General features: G+C 46.3%; 14 protein-coding genes. All 14 read left to right on the top strand.

Annotation, left to right across the window (positions count from 1 at the left end):
- The first annotated feature begins 8 nt into the window (after window positions 1-8).
- The 14 genes from ACX9NY_RS17015 (at window position 9) to ACX9NY_RS16950 (ending at window position 14,500) form a co-directional block, all read left to right on the top strand.
- Window positions 9-914 (top strand): glycosyltransferase, encoded by a 906-nt coding sequence (locus tag ACX9NY_RS17015; RefSeq protein ID WP_339259415.1) that lies wholly within the window; start codon window positions 9-11, stop codon window positions 912-914.
- Window positions 915-922: 8 nt separating this feature from the next.
- Complete coding sequence (locus ACX9NY_RS17010; RefSeq protein ID WP_339240280.1) at window positions 923-2,299, top strand: lipopolysaccharide biosynthesis protein; 1,377 nt, start codon at window positions 923-925, stop codon at window positions 2,297-2,299.
- On the top strand, window positions 2,286-3,314 hold the full coding sequence (locus ACX9NY_RS17005) for a polysaccharide pyruvyl transferase family protein (RefSeq protein ID WP_339240282.1): 1,029 nt from the start codon (window positions 2,286-2,288) through the stop codon (window positions 3,312-3,314). Before ACX9NY_RS17010 ends, ACX9NY_RS17005 begins: the two co-directional genes overlap by 14 nt.
- The gene (locus tag ACX9NY_RS17000) at window positions 3,311-4,693 is read left to right on the top strand and encodes a sugar phosphate nucleotidyltransferase (RefSeq protein WP_339240284.1); all 1,383 of its coding nucleotides are present in this window, start codon (window positions 3,311-3,313) and stop codon (window positions 4,691-4,693) included. Before ACX9NY_RS17005 ends, ACX9NY_RS17000 begins: the two co-directional genes overlap by 4 nt.
- Window positions 4,694-4,725: 32 nt before the next feature.
- Complete coding sequence (locus ACX9NY_RS16995; protein ID WP_472473940.1) at window positions 4,726-6,057, top strand: UDP-glucose dehydrogenase family protein; 1,332 nt, start codon at window positions 4,726-4,728, stop codon at window positions 6,055-6,057.
- Between the two features lie 13 nt (window positions 6,058-6,070).
- Window positions 6,071-6,991, top strand: coding sequence for an LCP family glycopolymer transferase (locus tag ACX9NY_RS16990; protein WP_339259421.1), 921 nt, complete (start codon window positions 6,071-6,073; stop codon window positions 6,989-6,991).
- A gap of 21 nt (window positions 6,992-7,012) precedes the next feature.
- The gene (locus tag ACX9NY_RS16985) at window positions 7,013-9,172 is read left to right on the top strand and encodes a WD40/YVTN/BNR-like repeat-containing protein (RefSeq protein ID WP_339259423.1); all 2,160 of its coding nucleotides are present in this window, start codon (window positions 7,013-7,015) and stop codon (window positions 9,170-9,172) included.
- 10 nt (window positions 9,173-9,182) lie between these two features.
- Window positions 9,183-9,767, top strand: coding sequence for a VanZ family protein (locus ACX9NY_RS16980; RefSeq protein ID WP_339259425.1), 585 nt, complete (start codon window positions 9,183-9,185; stop codon window positions 9,765-9,767).
- 86 nt (window positions 9,768-9,853) lie between these two features.
- Window positions 9,854-10,375, top strand: coding sequence for a hypothetical protein (locus ACX9NY_RS16975; RefSeq protein WP_472473938.1), 522 nt, complete (start codon window positions 9,854-9,856; stop codon window positions 10,373-10,375).
- A 362-nt stretch (window positions 10,376-10,737) separates the two neighbouring features.
- Window positions 10,738-10,917 (top strand): hypothetical protein, encoded by a 180-nt coding sequence (locus ACX9NY_RS16970; protein WP_036668929.1) that lies wholly within the window; start codon window positions 10,738-10,740, stop codon window positions 10,915-10,917.
- A 32-nt stretch (window positions 10,918-10,949) separates the two neighbouring features.
- A complete protein-coding gene (locus ACX9NY_RS16965) occupies window positions 10,950-11,858 on the top strand; it encodes an ABC transporter ATP-binding protein (RefSeq protein ID WP_472473936.1) in 909 nt (302 codons plus the stop codon).
- Window positions 11,851-12,630, top strand: a complete 780-nt coding sequence (locus ACX9NY_RS16960) for an ABC transporter permease (protein ID WP_472473934.1) — start codon at window positions 11,851-11,853, stop codon at window positions 12,628-12,630. The genes ACX9NY_RS16965 and ACX9NY_RS16960 overlap by 8 nt, the downstream gene beginning before the upstream one ends.
- A gap of 176 nt (window positions 12,631-12,806) precedes the next feature.
- On the top strand, window positions 12,807-13,880 hold the full coding sequence (locus ACX9NY_RS16955; RefSeq protein ID WP_339240293.1) for an AI-2E family transporter: 1,074 nt from the start codon (window positions 12,807-12,809) through the stop codon (window positions 13,878-13,880).
- 224 nt (window positions 13,881-14,104) lie between these two features.
- Window positions 14,105-14,500 (top strand): GntR family transcriptional regulator, encoded by a 396-nt coding sequence (locus ACX9NY_RS16950; RefSeq protein ID WP_339240294.1) that lies wholly within the window; start codon window positions 14,105-14,107, stop codon window positions 14,498-14,500.
- Window positions 14,501-14,514 lie beyond the last annotated feature (14 nt).

Genomic DNA, 14,514 nt, shown 5'->3' with positions numbered 1-14,514 from the left:
GGGATGAAATGATGAAGGTAACCGTCGCGATCTGTACGTATAACCGTGCACATGATGCGGTAGAGGCGATACGAAGTGCAATACAACAGAATTACGCAAGCAGCGACTATGAGATCATACTGATTGATAATAATTCGAAAGATAACACACGGGAAATCGTGCTTCAAACGATCTTGCAGCATGAGACCCATTCGATCCGGTATGTGTTGGAAGAAAAGCAAGGCTTGTCTGTAGCCCGTAACCGGGCCATTCACGAGGCGCGCGGCGAGTATATCCTGTTTCTTGACGATGATGCCTTTGCTTGCAGGGATTGGATTCGCCAGATCGTTAGTGTGTTTGAGATGAGCGAAGATATCGGATGTGTCGGTGGCAAGATTGATCCGATCTGGGAAGTGCCAGAACCGATGTGGATTCCACCCGAGAATAGGTCACTGTTCACCATTCTGGATTTTGCAGATGAAGTCACTGAAATGAAAAGCCCCTATATTCCATTTGGTGCGAATGTGGCTTTTCGGTTATCCGTCTTTGATCAACTGGCTCCCTTCCGTGAAGACCTTGGAAGAGTGGGAAACAATCTTCTCTCCAGTGAAGAGAGTGAGTTAATTGCAAGAATACGGACAAAGTTCAAGGTATATTACACGCCGTATGGGGCAGTACAACATAAAGTAGCCAAAGAGCGAACGACGAAGAACTGGTTTCTGCGCCGAATCTATTGGCAGGGTGTGAGTGATGCCATTCGTGATCAGGATCGTGGTGTTGTGCGTACGGCCAAACATGGCATCAAGCTGGCACAGGGGATAACAACTTCTCTGATCTACATCTATAATGCAGATCGGTTCACACGTCAGCTTGCCAAAGTATGTTACCGAAACGGCATGATTGTTGGGTCGCTTCGTCAAAACAGTAAGGGATGAGGATCGCTATGGCGCAAGTTGCACTTCGCAAAGTATTCAGAGGAAATGGCTTAATGAGTGCCATATTTCAGACAAGTGGAACCAATCTGCTGGTCATGACACTGACGATGCTGTCTTCCATTTTGACGTCACGCATGTTCGGCGTAGAGGGAAAGGGCGCGTTCTCGGCCATCCTGTTCTGGCCTGCGCTCTTAACCGGATTGGTCGGATTCGGACTACCCACGTCTATCATCTATAACATCAAACAGAGTGCAACCGAGAAGAGTGCACAGTATGTTCGATTAAGTTTTCTTTTTCAAGTTCCGGTGTGCATCATCATTGGTGTTGTGGCCTGGTTTGGATTACCTTTCTGGCTCTCCAGCTTTCCGCCGGAGGTCGTGCAGATCTCCAGATGGTATACGATTGCTACGGTTCCTGTACTTATTGTCATCAATCTCATATCAGCCCTCTCGCAGAGTCGGGAGAAATTTGCTGTATATAATGGCATCCGGTTAATGATCCCCCTGTTTAATGTAGGTGGGCTTTTTGTGTTATGGGGTCTGGGCATGCTGAGCATTCAGCTCGCGGCTGCGATCTATTTTGTAACCAGCTTCTCCGTGGTGGCATGGGCCATCTATGCCAACCGTAATGAATTGAGACTGAGATGGTTCAAGGATCGGGTGGACCGGAGCTCAGCCAAGAAGCTTTTTGGTTATGGCAGCAGGGTGTATGGCGTTGAATTGTTAGGAACGCTGTATACCCAGTTCGATAAAATCATTATTTTGGCTTTGCTCACCCCGCGTGATTTTGGACTGTATTCTGTCGTATTTGCCTTATCCCGAATCTATAATGCCGTTCAGACGGCGATTAGCAATGTGGTTTTCCCAAAAGTGACCGGATTGCCTCAAGAGCAGATTATTCGAACGGTTGGCAGAGCCTTCCGCATCTCGCTCATGGTCATGATGATCATCGTAATTCCTACCATGTTTGTGGGGAACTACCTGATGGGTCTTCTGTTTGGCTCCGAATTCCTGGAAGCGAGCGTCGCATTTTATATTTTGGCTGTGGAATGCATCATTGGTGGTGGTTCATGGATTCTGGCATCCGCATTTAATGCGCTTGGACGACCAGGGCTTGTGATGATCAGACAGCTCATTGCACTCTCGGTGACGGTGGCCTTGTTCTTCGTGTTCACCCCGCTATGGGGGCTCAACGGAATTGCGATTGCTTTATTGATCGGGTCCATTGTACGAATGGTAGTCACTGTGGCCGCGATGAAGATTGTATTCAAGGTGAAGTTCGCCGCCATGTTCTATGACAAGGAAGATCTGCCGTTTCTCTATGAACGGTTAAACAAAAAAAGAAGAAGAGTCACCCAAGGAGGAGATGGAGATGCTGGGCACTAACAATATTCATCCAATGGAAGAGTTGAAGGGACATTTACGTCAGATTTTGAAGGTCATTCCACCGCGTACCGAAATCTATTATTTGGATTACCCGGTGCATAGCAATGGTGGCGACTTGTTGATTATGAAAGGGACTGAGGCTTTCTTCCGGGACAATGATATTCAAGTACGTGCCAGATACAGCATTCTGGATTGCCCTTTGTCTCTCAAGGTACCGGAAGGTATCACAATTGTGTTGCATGGGGGAGGTAACTTTGGTGACCTGTACCCTGCTCATCAGAAATTGAGAGAACGAATGATTGCCCAGCATCCGAATCATCGGATTGTCATTCTGCCTCAGACGATGTTTTACAAAAGTGATATTGAATTGAAAAAAACAGCCCAAGTATTCAATCGTCATAAGGATGTGCACTTTTTTGTCCGGGATACCTTATCTTATGAGATAGCCAGTAAAGAATTTCAACAAACAAATGTTTATCTGTCTCCCGATATGGCGCATCAATTGTGGCCACTGAAGTCCAAGAGCAAGCCCAATGCAGAGATGTTGTATTTCTTCCGTAAAGACATTGAGAAGACTCAGAATCAGGTGCATTACGAATCCGTCAGTGGACCTAAAGCCACGTTTAAAGACTGGGAGACATTGTACAACCGGGTTGACCGGAAAATCATTCGCATGATTACATCCCGGTTGAAGTCAGGGAAAGGAAGCTCTTTCGCCCGCTGGTTGTGGTACAAATACTCTGATCGGATGGTACATACGGCCATTAAGGAATTCAATAAGTACCAAACCATTACGACATCCCGTCTGCATGGACACATTCTGGCCTGTCTCCTGGATCAACCGAATATTCTGCTGGATAATTCATATGGCAAGAACTCGAATTATTATGCAGCCTGGACCAAGAGCAACCCAGCAGGCAGACTCGAATCCAATCAGACCAGCACATATACCAAGCAGACCGAGACCGGCAAGGGAGCGAGTTCGGTTGTACTGTCAGATGGTGCAGCCCTATGAGAAGTATTCTGTTATCCGGTGGTTCTGGCAAGCGACTCTGGCCGTTATCCAATGATTCCAGATCCAAGCAGTTTCTTAAAGTGCTCCATGGGCCGGGGGGGAGTCCGGAATCCATGGTACAGCGGGTATGGCGACAGTTGAATCATGCCGGACTTGCATCACAGGCGCTGATCGCAACTAGTTTGCCACAGGTCGAGATTCTGACTTCTCAGTTGGGAGATGATGTGAGACTGGTCGTGGAGCCAGAACGGAGAGATACGTTTCCTGCAATTGCGCTGGCAGCCTCCTATCTTTATTCCGTAGAGAGTGTGAGTTTGAATGAGACGATTGCAGTGTTGCCGGTGGATCCTTTTGTTGAAAAAGAATTCTTCGAAGTGCTGGCAACCTTGCCGGAGATACTCGATAAGTCAGGTGCCGATCTGGCCTTAATGGGAGTTGTGCCGACCTATCCGTCAGAGAAGTATGGATACATCATTCCGCAATCCCGATCTTCCAGTGAAAATAACGATGAATACGTCAATGTAGCGAAGTTCCAGGAGAAACCCTGCGAATCCGATGCGGTCCTTATGATGGAGCAGGCCGCATTATGGAATTGCGGGGTTTTTGCTTTTAAGCTGGGGTATTTGATCAATCTGCTGATTGAGATGGAACTGCCGATCCAGTACGACGAGATGCTGAAGCAATACGGAAGGTTGAACAAGATCAGCTTTGATTACCAGGTTGTCGAGAAGGCGAATCAGATTATCGCTATTCCGTATAACGGATTTTGGAAAGATCTAGGCACATGGAACACACTCACGGAAGAGATGGGAACTTCGGTGGTAGGAAAAGGGTGGATTACAGGCGATTCCCTGAACACACATCTGGTCAATGAACTGAACATTCCGGTTGCCATATTGGGCTTGTCGAATGTGGTGGTGGCCGTAAGTCCGGATGGCATTCTGGTCAGTGACAAAGAGGCAAGTCCACGCATCAAGGAAATCTTGAAGAACGAGGATCAACGTCCCATGTATGAGGAGCGCAGGTGGGGTTGCTACCGGGTTCTGGATTACACCAGAAACGAAGCTGGTGGTGAGGTTCTTACCAAACGAATCTGCATCAGTGCCGGGAAAAATCTGAGTTATCAATACCATTTGCTTCGCAATGAGGTGTGGACGGTTGTATCGGGAACAGGCGAATTGATTCTGGATGGGCAGAGCCGAATGATCGGGCAGGGAGATACGGTGGTCATTGACCGGAGCATGCTTCATTCCGTCAGAGCCGTTACGGAACTGGAGATCATCGAAGTACAGATCGGAAGCCAGTTGATCGAGGAAGATATCGTTAGAGTGTCTACCGAATGGCAGGACATTGTTCAGACATATGTGAAGCACGCGTAACCAACACATTAGGACATGGGGGAGATTATGGAATGAATATTACGGTGATTGGCACAGGGTATGTGGGTTTGGTATCAGGCGTATGCTTTTCGGAACTGGGAAATAACGTGATCTGTGTCGACAATAATGTGGAAAAAGTGAATTTGTTGACGGATGGTCAGGTTCCGATCTATGAACCGGGTCTCAAGGACATTATGAATGCCAATATGAAAGCGGGTAGGCTGTCCTTCACGACGAACATTCAGGATGCCATCAGTCGTTCGGATATTATTATCATCGCTGTAGGGACACCATCCCTGCCTAATGGCGAAGCGAATCTGAGTTATATTGAGCTTGTTGCACGAGAAATTGGTTCTCATATGGATAATTATAAAATAATAATGACTAAAAGCACTGTTCCTGTCGGAACTAACGATCGTATTCAGGAATGGATCAGCAGTTTGACGAATCATCCATTTGACATGGCATCGGTACCAGAGTTCCTGCGTGAAGGTACCGCTGTGCAGGACACACTGTATCCTGACCGGATAGTCATTGGCACACATAGCGATCGGGCAGTTGCCACCTTGAAAGAGCTGCATCAGCCATTAACCGATCAGATTATTGTCACGGATATTCGCTCAGCCGAAATGATTAAATATGCATCCAACGCATTTCTGGCAACCAAGATATCCTTTATCAATGAAATTTCTAACATCTGTGAAAAAGTAGGCGCAGATGTCAGCCGCGTTGCTGAGGGGATGGGATATGACAGACGAATCGGTGCTTCCTTCCTCAAGGCAGGCATTGGTTACGGAGGGTCCTGTTTCCCTAAGGATACACAAGCTCTGATTCAAATTGCAGGTAATGTGGATTATGACTTCAAACTGTTGAAGTCGGTGGTGGAAGTGAACAAGGATCAACGCTTCAACGTCATTCGCAAACTGGAAGACGCGTTGGGCTCGCTTGAAGGGAAAGAGATTGCGATCTGGGGGCTCGCCTTCAAGCCGGATACGGATGATGTTCGGGATGCTCCGGCAATTGAGATCATTCAGCGTTTGCTTGAGCAAGGAGCAGTCATTCGGGCGTACGACCCCATTGCTACTGAGAACTTCCGCAAAGAGGTGGATTCTTCATCCATTACGTGGGAGGATCGTGCGATGAACGCAGCGGAGGGCGCTGATGCACTCTGTGTTCTGACCGAATGGAAAGAGTTCATGGAGGTTAATCTGACCGATTTGGCAGCACATATGAATCAGCCCATTCTGATTGATGGAAGAAATATTTATGGAGAAGAACAGATTCAAGACACCCCCTTTCAATACTACTCCGTCGGTCGTCCAGGTCTAACCAATATCGATGGAAGAAAAACAGCAGTTATCTGACGGAGGCCATAACATGAGACGCGGGATTAAAATAACAATAGGTGCCATTTCCCTTGTTGCAGTCGTTATGATTGGATATTCTGTGTATCTGTATCTGCATGTTAAATCAGCGGCAGATCAGATGTATGAACCCCGGGAGCCCATCAAGCAGGTATCTATTGTCGACCAGAGGGGCGGGGGAGATTTCCCCGTGGACATGGAGAATGAGGAACCTTTCAATGCTTTGATTCTGGGTGTGGATGAGCGTTCGAATGATCGGGGTCGCTCCGACACCATGATTGTATTGAGTGTTAATCCTGCGAAACAATCGGTACTTATGTTTAACATCCCCCGGGATACCCGAACTAGTATCGTTGGGCATGGTACGGAGGATAAGATCAACCATGCCTATGCCTTTGGGGGCGTTAACATGTCTGTGCAAACGGTGGAACAAATGCTTGACATTCCCATACATTACTACATGAAAGTGAATATGGAGGGCTTTGCACAGGTCATCGACATGGTGGGTGGAGTGGACGTGAATAACCCGTTCGCATTTGACTACGAGGGTTACCGGTTTGAACAGGGGAATATTCATCTGGATGGTGAAGCTGCTTTGGGATTTTCGCGGATGCGTTATGATGATCCAAAGGGAGATCTCGGGCGTAATGACCGCCAGCGGGAGATTATCAAACAAGTGCTGAAGAATACGGTCCAGGTATCCAATGTGTTGCAACTAGAGACGTTGCTGGACGAAGTCAGTGCACATGTGAGAACCGACGTTACCTTTGATGAAATGAAGCAGATGTTCTCCAACTATCGTCCGGTGCTGAATCATATTGAATCTGTAGAGATCAAAGGCACAGGCAAGAAAATAGACGGCGTGTATTACTATATCGTGGAACAGTCAGAGCGAGACAGAATACATCAGATGATTGAAGGCCATTTAAAATGATCAGATAGGGCGGTGAACCAGATGCGTATCTCCAGGCTATTGAAATTATCCCTGATTGTGCTACTAATGTATATGCTCATGATACCCGCAAGTACAAACGTTGTTCAATCAGCCCAAGACTATCAATGGAAAAATATCCCCATTGGTGGAGGGGGGTACGTTACAGGTGTGGTCATTCATCCGACTGAGCCTGATCTGGTATACGCTCGAACTGATGTGGGGGGAGCCTACCGACTGGATGTAACTTCAGGAGATTGGGTTCCACTGCTTGATCATTTTGGAGATGAGGATAGCAATCTGTATGGTGTGGATGGCATTGCGCTGGATCAGCAAAATCCCAATGTCGTGTATATCGCTGCTGGGAAGTACGGGAATGTGGGGCCAAGCGATATTCTAAAATCTACAGACCGAGGAGAAACCTGGATTCGAACCGGACTTAATCTTCGGAATGAATCGAATGGAAATATCCATCGAGCCATGGGAGAGAGCATCGCTGTGAATCCAACCAATTCCAATTACCTGCACGTTGGTACACGATATGATGGATTGTATACCTCCAGTGACGGGGCAGCCACATGGAGCAAAGTGTGGGATGTACCAAACGGGTTGGCCGGTGAGGGCATACGGAGTGTAGCATATGGATTAAATCCGGTGACGAAACAAGGTCAGGTTGTGTATGCGGGAGTTCGCGGTATTGGTGTCTATAGCAAAGCACCTAGAAGCAATGGGCAGACCACATGGCAGCTTACCGGGAGAAGTCCCGAATATCCTGCGCGTATGACTGTGGCGAAGAACGGAACCTTATATGTCACCACGGATAATCAGGGCGTCTATAAGTTCAATGGTGTGCAGTGGACGAATATCACACCAAGTTCCAGTTACTCTTCTTACTATGGGATCACCATCGATCCCAATAACGATAATCATATCCTGGTAGCCGTTCGTACAGGCGGAGATAATCTGCCCCTGTATCGTTCGGTAAACGGCGGAATTAGTTGGACTGTAGTTAATAAAACGCTGGTATCCAAACCATCATGGTGGACACCCAACATGTTTTTCTCAGCAACATCCAGTATCAAGTTTGATCCAATTCATCCGGGCACCGTATACGCTACAGACTGGTTTGGCGTGTACAAGACGGAAAATATCAATGGTACCAATGGATTGACTGGCAATACGTCGAGTACTTGGGAAGCCATTACCGATGGTCATGAAGAAGTCGTTGCACTCACTGCATCCACACCGCCTCAAGGTGTATCGTTCTTTAGTGGGTTAACGGATCAGGTCGGATTTAGACATGACAATGTAAATAATGTTCCTCTTAATAAAATTCCGCTCGCAGGTATGCGAGAAATTGTGAGTATTGACTATCATGAGGCAAATCCGAATTACATGATATTTCTCGGAAGCAGTGACTGGTATGGTACGACCACACGCTTATTTGTCTCTTCTAATAACGGAGTTACAGTAACTCCGGTAAATGTTCCGGCAGGCTCTACACTGGGGCGAGTGGCCTATTCTGCCATTAATCCAAATGTAATTGTTTATTACCCTCAGACAGGTAATCCGGTCAGAAGCACGAATCGTGGCGCAACGTGGCAAAATATGAATGGTGCCCCTTTTCAGGCCATTGGGGGAAATATGGTCTTCGCCTATAACCATCCACTGGCTGCGGATCGCATCAATGGATATAAATTTTATATGTACGCTGCTGGTTATATGTATCGCTCAACGGATGCAGGTGCGAACTGGTCCAAAGCCAATACGGTTCGTCTTCCTGTTAACACGGATATCAATACGAGCTTCATTAAAGTCGAGGCTGCCCCAGGTGTGGCGAATGCCGTATGGGTAAGTCTGGGAACCGATGGACTATATGCATCGACGAACTCGGGAAATACATTTTCCAAAATCCAGAGCGTGCAGAATTCCAAATTATTTGCCTTTGGAAAAGCTAAGCCAGGAAAATTGGTTCCAGCCGTCTATGTATACGGCACCGTTAATAACGTGCATGGTTTCTTCCGTTCAGATGATATGGGAGTAACCTGGAACAATATAGGTCCAGTAGGTGAAGGAATTGGGCTAGGCAATGAGCCGCAAATTATGGCGGCAGACCGTCAAATCTATGGTCAGGTATATGTAGGTACGAATGGCAGAGGCATGTATGTTGGATCAATAGAATAACGAGAGAGATATGAAAGTGGTGAAGATCAACATGATGGAGGAGGGCTCCGGGCGCGCGAGACAAAAGCATGTACGAAGAACGTACGGGTTTCTCATTGCTCTGCTGTTGATTGTGATCTGGATTCTGGTCATCTGGTCCATGTCAACGCAATCCTCTCAACAGCAAGACATTCAGCCTTGGCTTCATAAATGGTCTCAAAAATTGCACATCGGTTTTACGCTTCCCGATGTGCAATTCACTTACGGGGAGTACGAGTATTCACTGAAACAGAGGCCGTATGATTTTGCAGAGTTCATCTTTCGCAAGAGTGCGCACTTATTTGTCTACGCTGTGCTTGCCATGCTTGTGTATGGCGGGCTTCGATACAGGAGAACATCCCTTTTGACCAGTATCGTGTCTGCTCTGGCTGTAGTGTTCGTCATAGCCTCTATCGATGAGTATATTCAGCAGTTCAGCCCGGACCGGACAAGCTCGATACGTGATGTTGGAGTGGATTTGCTCGGTGGTTGCTGTGGAATTGCCATATATGCAGGACTTCATTCCATTATTCGCAGGATTATAAAGAAAAGGCGTGCTTCCATCTACGATAAGTGATTTCCCAGGAAATGCTGTCTTCAGAACCTGCTTCTACTTGTCTTCCAACCATCATAAGTATGGAGTAGGACAAGGAGGGCGGGGACATGCTGCGAAGAAGGAACAGGAATGCTATGTTTAAGAAGATCGGTTTCATTGCGATCATTCTAATGTTACTATGGTTAATCGGCAGAACCATTCCATATGTATTTCGTGCAGATACACCGGATGAAGCTGCAGCTGTTGCTGAAGAATTTTACAAATATGAGCAGACGGGTGACTTCGGCAGTTCGTGGGAACTCTTTCATCCGCTGATGAAAGAGCGGTTTCCGAAAAGCGCATATGTACAGAACCGAGCACATATATTCATGCAGCATTTTGGCGTGGAGACCTTTGAACTGGAGATGGAAAAGCCGGAGCGCGAATTCGATGTAACCGTGATCGATGGCGTTAAGCCATTTTCTGAAGCCTACAGAATCCGTGTCACCCAGAAGTACTCCGGTACCTTCGGCCAATTCGATATTGTGCAGACCTGTTATCTGGTAGAGGACGGTGATGAGTGGACATTACTCTGGTATTATCCAAATCAGAAGAATAAGGATACCTCACATGTCGACAATAGTGACTGATCCGGCATCGTGGGATCGTTGTGAGAGAGACTGGAACTCTGTCATGATGATATTCACCTATACATTGAACCATATTGTATCATTTACCTTACATGAAGCTCTGTGAATGCGAGACTTTTGTCGCATTTATGGAGCTTTTTTTGTGTTTTCCTCGTTTTTATGGCTGTAAAGCCTTGACAACAGTCCCGGTGTCAAGTAAATTACGAGATAGATACAAAATGTATCAATTTTCAGCGTCTAACGACAAATAACAAGGACTTCTAAGCTCCTTGTGAGGGGAAGGAATATCATTGATCGAAACGGGCCGCTTTTACTGTGTCAGTTGTGGGATGATTGTGTCGGTCGCTAGGAGCTCTGTCGAAATGAAGGAAGAGGGCAATGGAGGCAATCACGTATTTCGCACCGGATTCTACCGGAGTGAAATGCCGCTTGGATGCTGTGAAGCGTGTGTAGTTGAAGCGAAACGTCAGGGGAAATCCCAGTTTGCGGGACAATATACTAAAGATTATGATACACTATGTGCATATGAGAAACGGGCATGATGTATATGTTCGTCCATGAAGGAGGGGATTGAATGCAGCAGGAGCCGGTCGTCCGGATTCAGGGCGTCAGCAAAATCATATCCTCCCGATCATTGGTCAGCGACCTGACTCTGGATATTTCTCCGGGGCAGGTTTTTGGTTTTTTAGGACCTAATGGCGCGGGGAAAACAACGACGATCCGAATGATGGTTGGACTGATGTCCATCAGTAAGGGTGACATTTTAATCTCGGGACACAGTGTGAAGAATGAGTTCGAGCAGGCGGTAGCGCAGGTAGGAGCCATTGTGGAAAATCCGGAGATGTACAAGTTTCTGACCGGGTATCAGAATCTCGTACACTTTGCCCGCATGTCACCTGGAGTTACCAAGGAACGAATTGCGGAAACGATTGAGCGTGTCGGGCTTACCGCCCGTATTCACGATAAAGTCAAAACCTACTCACTGGGCATGCGCCAGCGTCTGGGTGTCGCACAAGCGATATTACATAAACCGAAGTTGCTTGTACTGGATGAGCCAACCAATGGACTGGACCCACAGGGCATACGGGAACTGAGAGACTATTTGCGTGAGCTCACCCAAGAGGAAGGCATTACGGTCTTCGTCTCCAGCCATTTGCTGTCGGAGATGGAACTGATGTGTGATACGGTGGCTATTATCCAGAACGGCAAGTTGATTGATGTAAGAAACCTTCGAGCTGAAACGGGTGCGGATGCATTAATTGAAGTGGCTTTTGAAGTGAATGATGCAGAACGCGCTGTCAACCTGATTCAGGGTGCTACTGCACAGGGCAATGTGCTTGTGGCACGGGTGTCTCGTGAGCAGATTCCAGATATCAATGCCAAGCTGGTTAGCGAAGGGTTTCAGGTATACGGTATTCGTAACGTGACTCATACCCTGGAAGAACAATTCTTGCAAGTCACTGGGGGTGGAGGCATTGGGTAGTTTCGGTAATCTGATATTGAATGAAAATATGAAAATATTCCGTCGTCCACGTACCTGGATCATGTTATCAATTCTGGTGCTGATCTCACTGTTAATGCCCGTGTTATTGCGAGAAGGAATGGGTTCCGCTGGTGTTCCATTCTGGGAAGCGGCTGTAACCACTGTTCAGATTGTATTCTTTCTGAATACGATCTTCTGTGTTGTGATTGCAGCGGAAGCGGTCGCGGGCGAATTTACTTGGGGAACAATCAAACTGCTGCTTATTCGTCCATGGTCACGAAGCAAAATTCTGGCTTCCAAGTACCTCACTGTGATCATCTTCAGCATTTTGAGTACTCTGGTTGTCATTGTCATGGCAACAGGGATGTCCTATCTGCTGTTCTCGCATGATGCTCCTTCGGGGAGTGGCAATGCACTAACGTTATGGGGATATTTGTACGTTGATCTGTTCATTACACTTGCGATTGCCTTCATGGTGTCGTCCGTATTCCGTTCAGGCGCACTTGCAATTGGCTTATCCCTGTTCATTATGTTCTCACAAAGTATCTTCTCACTCATATTTAATCCGGCCCGTTATGAGTGGGCCAAGTATGTTCTATTCAACAACATGGACCTTAGCAAATACATGAACTCGGGAGCGGATTTTGCGCTCATGGGTGGTCCGAGTGCAGGAATGACACTTGGTTTCTCCATTGCAGTCCTGGCAGTGTATTATGTTATTTTCATGGTGATTTCCTGGGTTGTATTCAGCAAAAGAGATGTGGCAGGCTAACGCCTGCTTCTTTTTTTTTGCTCCAATGCTGTCTTGGTAAGAAAACAGTGTATAATCAGCATCGCCTGTGGCATGACTGTCATTTAAGGGTAATTAGTACCATAAGTAAATGACTAGATATACATATGAACGCCGCAGTCACTTTGGCCGAGCAGCGCATGGAGGGATCACGTTCCTTGATTAACAACAAGTTCTACCGCATATGTACAGCAATTATTTTGTTGCTGCTCATTGTGTACCTTGGGGATAAAGTAAACTTTATATTCAGCCCCCTGACCTCACTGATTCATATCATCATCATTCCGCTGCTGATTGCCGGGTTCTTCTATTATCTGCTGAGACCGCTCGTCGATTATATGGAAAGGCACAAGATTAAGCGTGCATTGTCAGTTCTGATCATTTATGTCGTGACTGCATTGATGATTGCAGGTTTCAGTGTACTGGTATGGCCTTCATTGAGAGAGCAGCTGCTGAATTTTGTGGAGAATGCTCCAGCATTGGTTACTTCGCTCAGCGAACAGTTGAATGCACTTGAAAAGAGCAATTTTGTATCCAGATACCTACCTGATGATTCCAATCTATTCTCACGATTATCCGATGTTCTGAGCCAAGGGATCACGCAGGTTACCGATTACGTCTCCGGGTTATTCTCCGTAGTATCGAATCTGGTTATCATTCTGGCGACGTTCCCAATCATGCTGTATTACATGCTCAAGGAAGGCAGCAAGTTTGGAACGAATCTGACCTTATTGTTGCCAAGGCATTATCGGAAGGATGGAGAAGAAACCGTCCATGAGATCGATGAAGCACTAAGCAACTATATTGTTGGCCGGGTCATTGTTAATGTTGCTCTGGGCATTCTGATGTACATCGGTTTTCTTATCTTGGGTCTGCCGTATGCATTGCTGTTGACTGTTGTGTCGATTATTCTGAACTTCATCCCTTATGTGGGTGCATTGCTGGCAGCTATTCCGGTTGTCATTGTCGCGTTTATTGAATCCCCTTCGATGGCGATCTGGTCACTGGTGATTATTGTGATCGCACAGCAAATTCAGGATAACCTGATCTCACCTTACGTTTATGGCAAACAGCTTGATATTCATCCTCTCACTACCGTTATTCTATTGCTCGTGGGTGCCGATCTGGGGAATATCCTGGGCATGATTATCGTTATTCCGCTGTATATGATATTGAAAATTATCGTTCGCAAAATCCATTATCGGATTGTCGAAGATAAGACTGAACTTTGAAGAGCATTCTAAATATCCCGCTGTCATAGGATAACACTAAGGTTATTTTGAATCACATAGAATAAGCTCAATAGGATAAGCCGCATATCAATGGTGATGGGTCAGGTAAGTTGGCACTCACGATGGATATGCGGCTTTATTTTTTTATTTTCATTTTTATTGCTCACTTATGTTATAGCTGTTATACTTGATATATAACAGATAACAAAAAAGAAGGTGAACCCTTGATTATTCAACTGGATATGCAATCTGAACTTCCCATATATTCGCAACTCGTTTATCAAATTATTGAAGGCATTGCCAGTGGAGAGTTACAGCTAGGTGAGGCGTTACCTTCGGTTCGGAATTTGGCCGCAGATATTGGTGTTAACCTTCATACAGTCAACAAGGCTTATACAATACTCAAGCAAGACGGGTACATTCTGGTTCATAGACAAAAGGGCGTTGTGGTAAACCCTGATGGAATGCCTAATTTAACGGATGATTTTTTGAAAAAGCAACAAAGAGAATTAAGACCGATTATTGCCGAAGCAATATGTCGCGGAATGACCAAAGAGGAACTGTCTGCGGTATTAGACCAAATGTATGATGATGTAAAGATGGGTCACAACAAAGAATAAAGAATCAAGGGAGT

Source organism: Paenibacillus sp. CB74 (assembly GCF_055687625.1).
The sequence above is the reverse complement of the archived record's forward strand: the minus strand, read 5'-3'. Positions and strand labels throughout refer to the sequence as shown.

Coding starts and splice junctions, on each gene's coding strand:
- ACX9NY_RS17015 (WP_339259415.1), top strand. CDS start 9: ATGATGAAGGTAACCGTCGCGATCTGTACGTATAACCGTGCACATGAT.
- ACX9NY_RS17010 (WP_339240280.1), top strand. CDS start 923: ATGGCGCAAGTTGCACTTCGCAAAGTATTCAGAGGAAATGGCTTAATG.
- ACX9NY_RS17005 (WP_339240282.1), top strand. CDS start 2,286: ATGCTGGGCACTAACAATATTCATCCAATGGAAGAGTTGAAGGGACAT.
- ACX9NY_RS17000 (WP_339240284.1), top strand. CDS start 3,311: ATGAGAAGTATTCTGTTATCCGGTGGTTCTGGCAAGCGACTCTGGCCG.
- ACX9NY_RS16995 (WP_472473940.1), top strand. CDS start 4,726: ATGAATATTACGGTGATTGGCACAGGGTATGTGGGTTTGGTATCAGGC.
- ACX9NY_RS16990 (WP_339259421.1), top strand. CDS start 6,071: ATGAGACGCGGGATTAAAATAACAATAGGTGCCATTTCCCTTGTTGCA.
- ACX9NY_RS16985 (WP_339259423.1), top strand. CDS start 7,013: ATGCGTATCTCCAGGCTATTGAAATTATCCCTGATTGTGCTACTAATG.
- ACX9NY_RS16980 (WP_339259425.1), top strand. CDS start 9,183: ATGAAAGTGGTGAAGATCAACATGATGGAGGAGGGCTCCGGGCGCGCG.
- ACX9NY_RS16975 (WP_472473938.1), top strand. CDS start 9,854: ATGCTGCGAAGAAGGAACAGGAATGCTATGTTTAAGAAGATCGGTTTC.
- ACX9NY_RS16970 (WP_036668929.1), top strand. CDS start 10,738: ATGAAGGAAGAGGGCAATGGAGGCAATCACGTATTTCGCACCGGATTC.
- ACX9NY_RS16965 (WP_472473936.1), top strand. CDS start 10,950: ATGCAGCAGGAGCCGGTCGTCCGGATTCAGGGCGTCAGCAAAATCATA.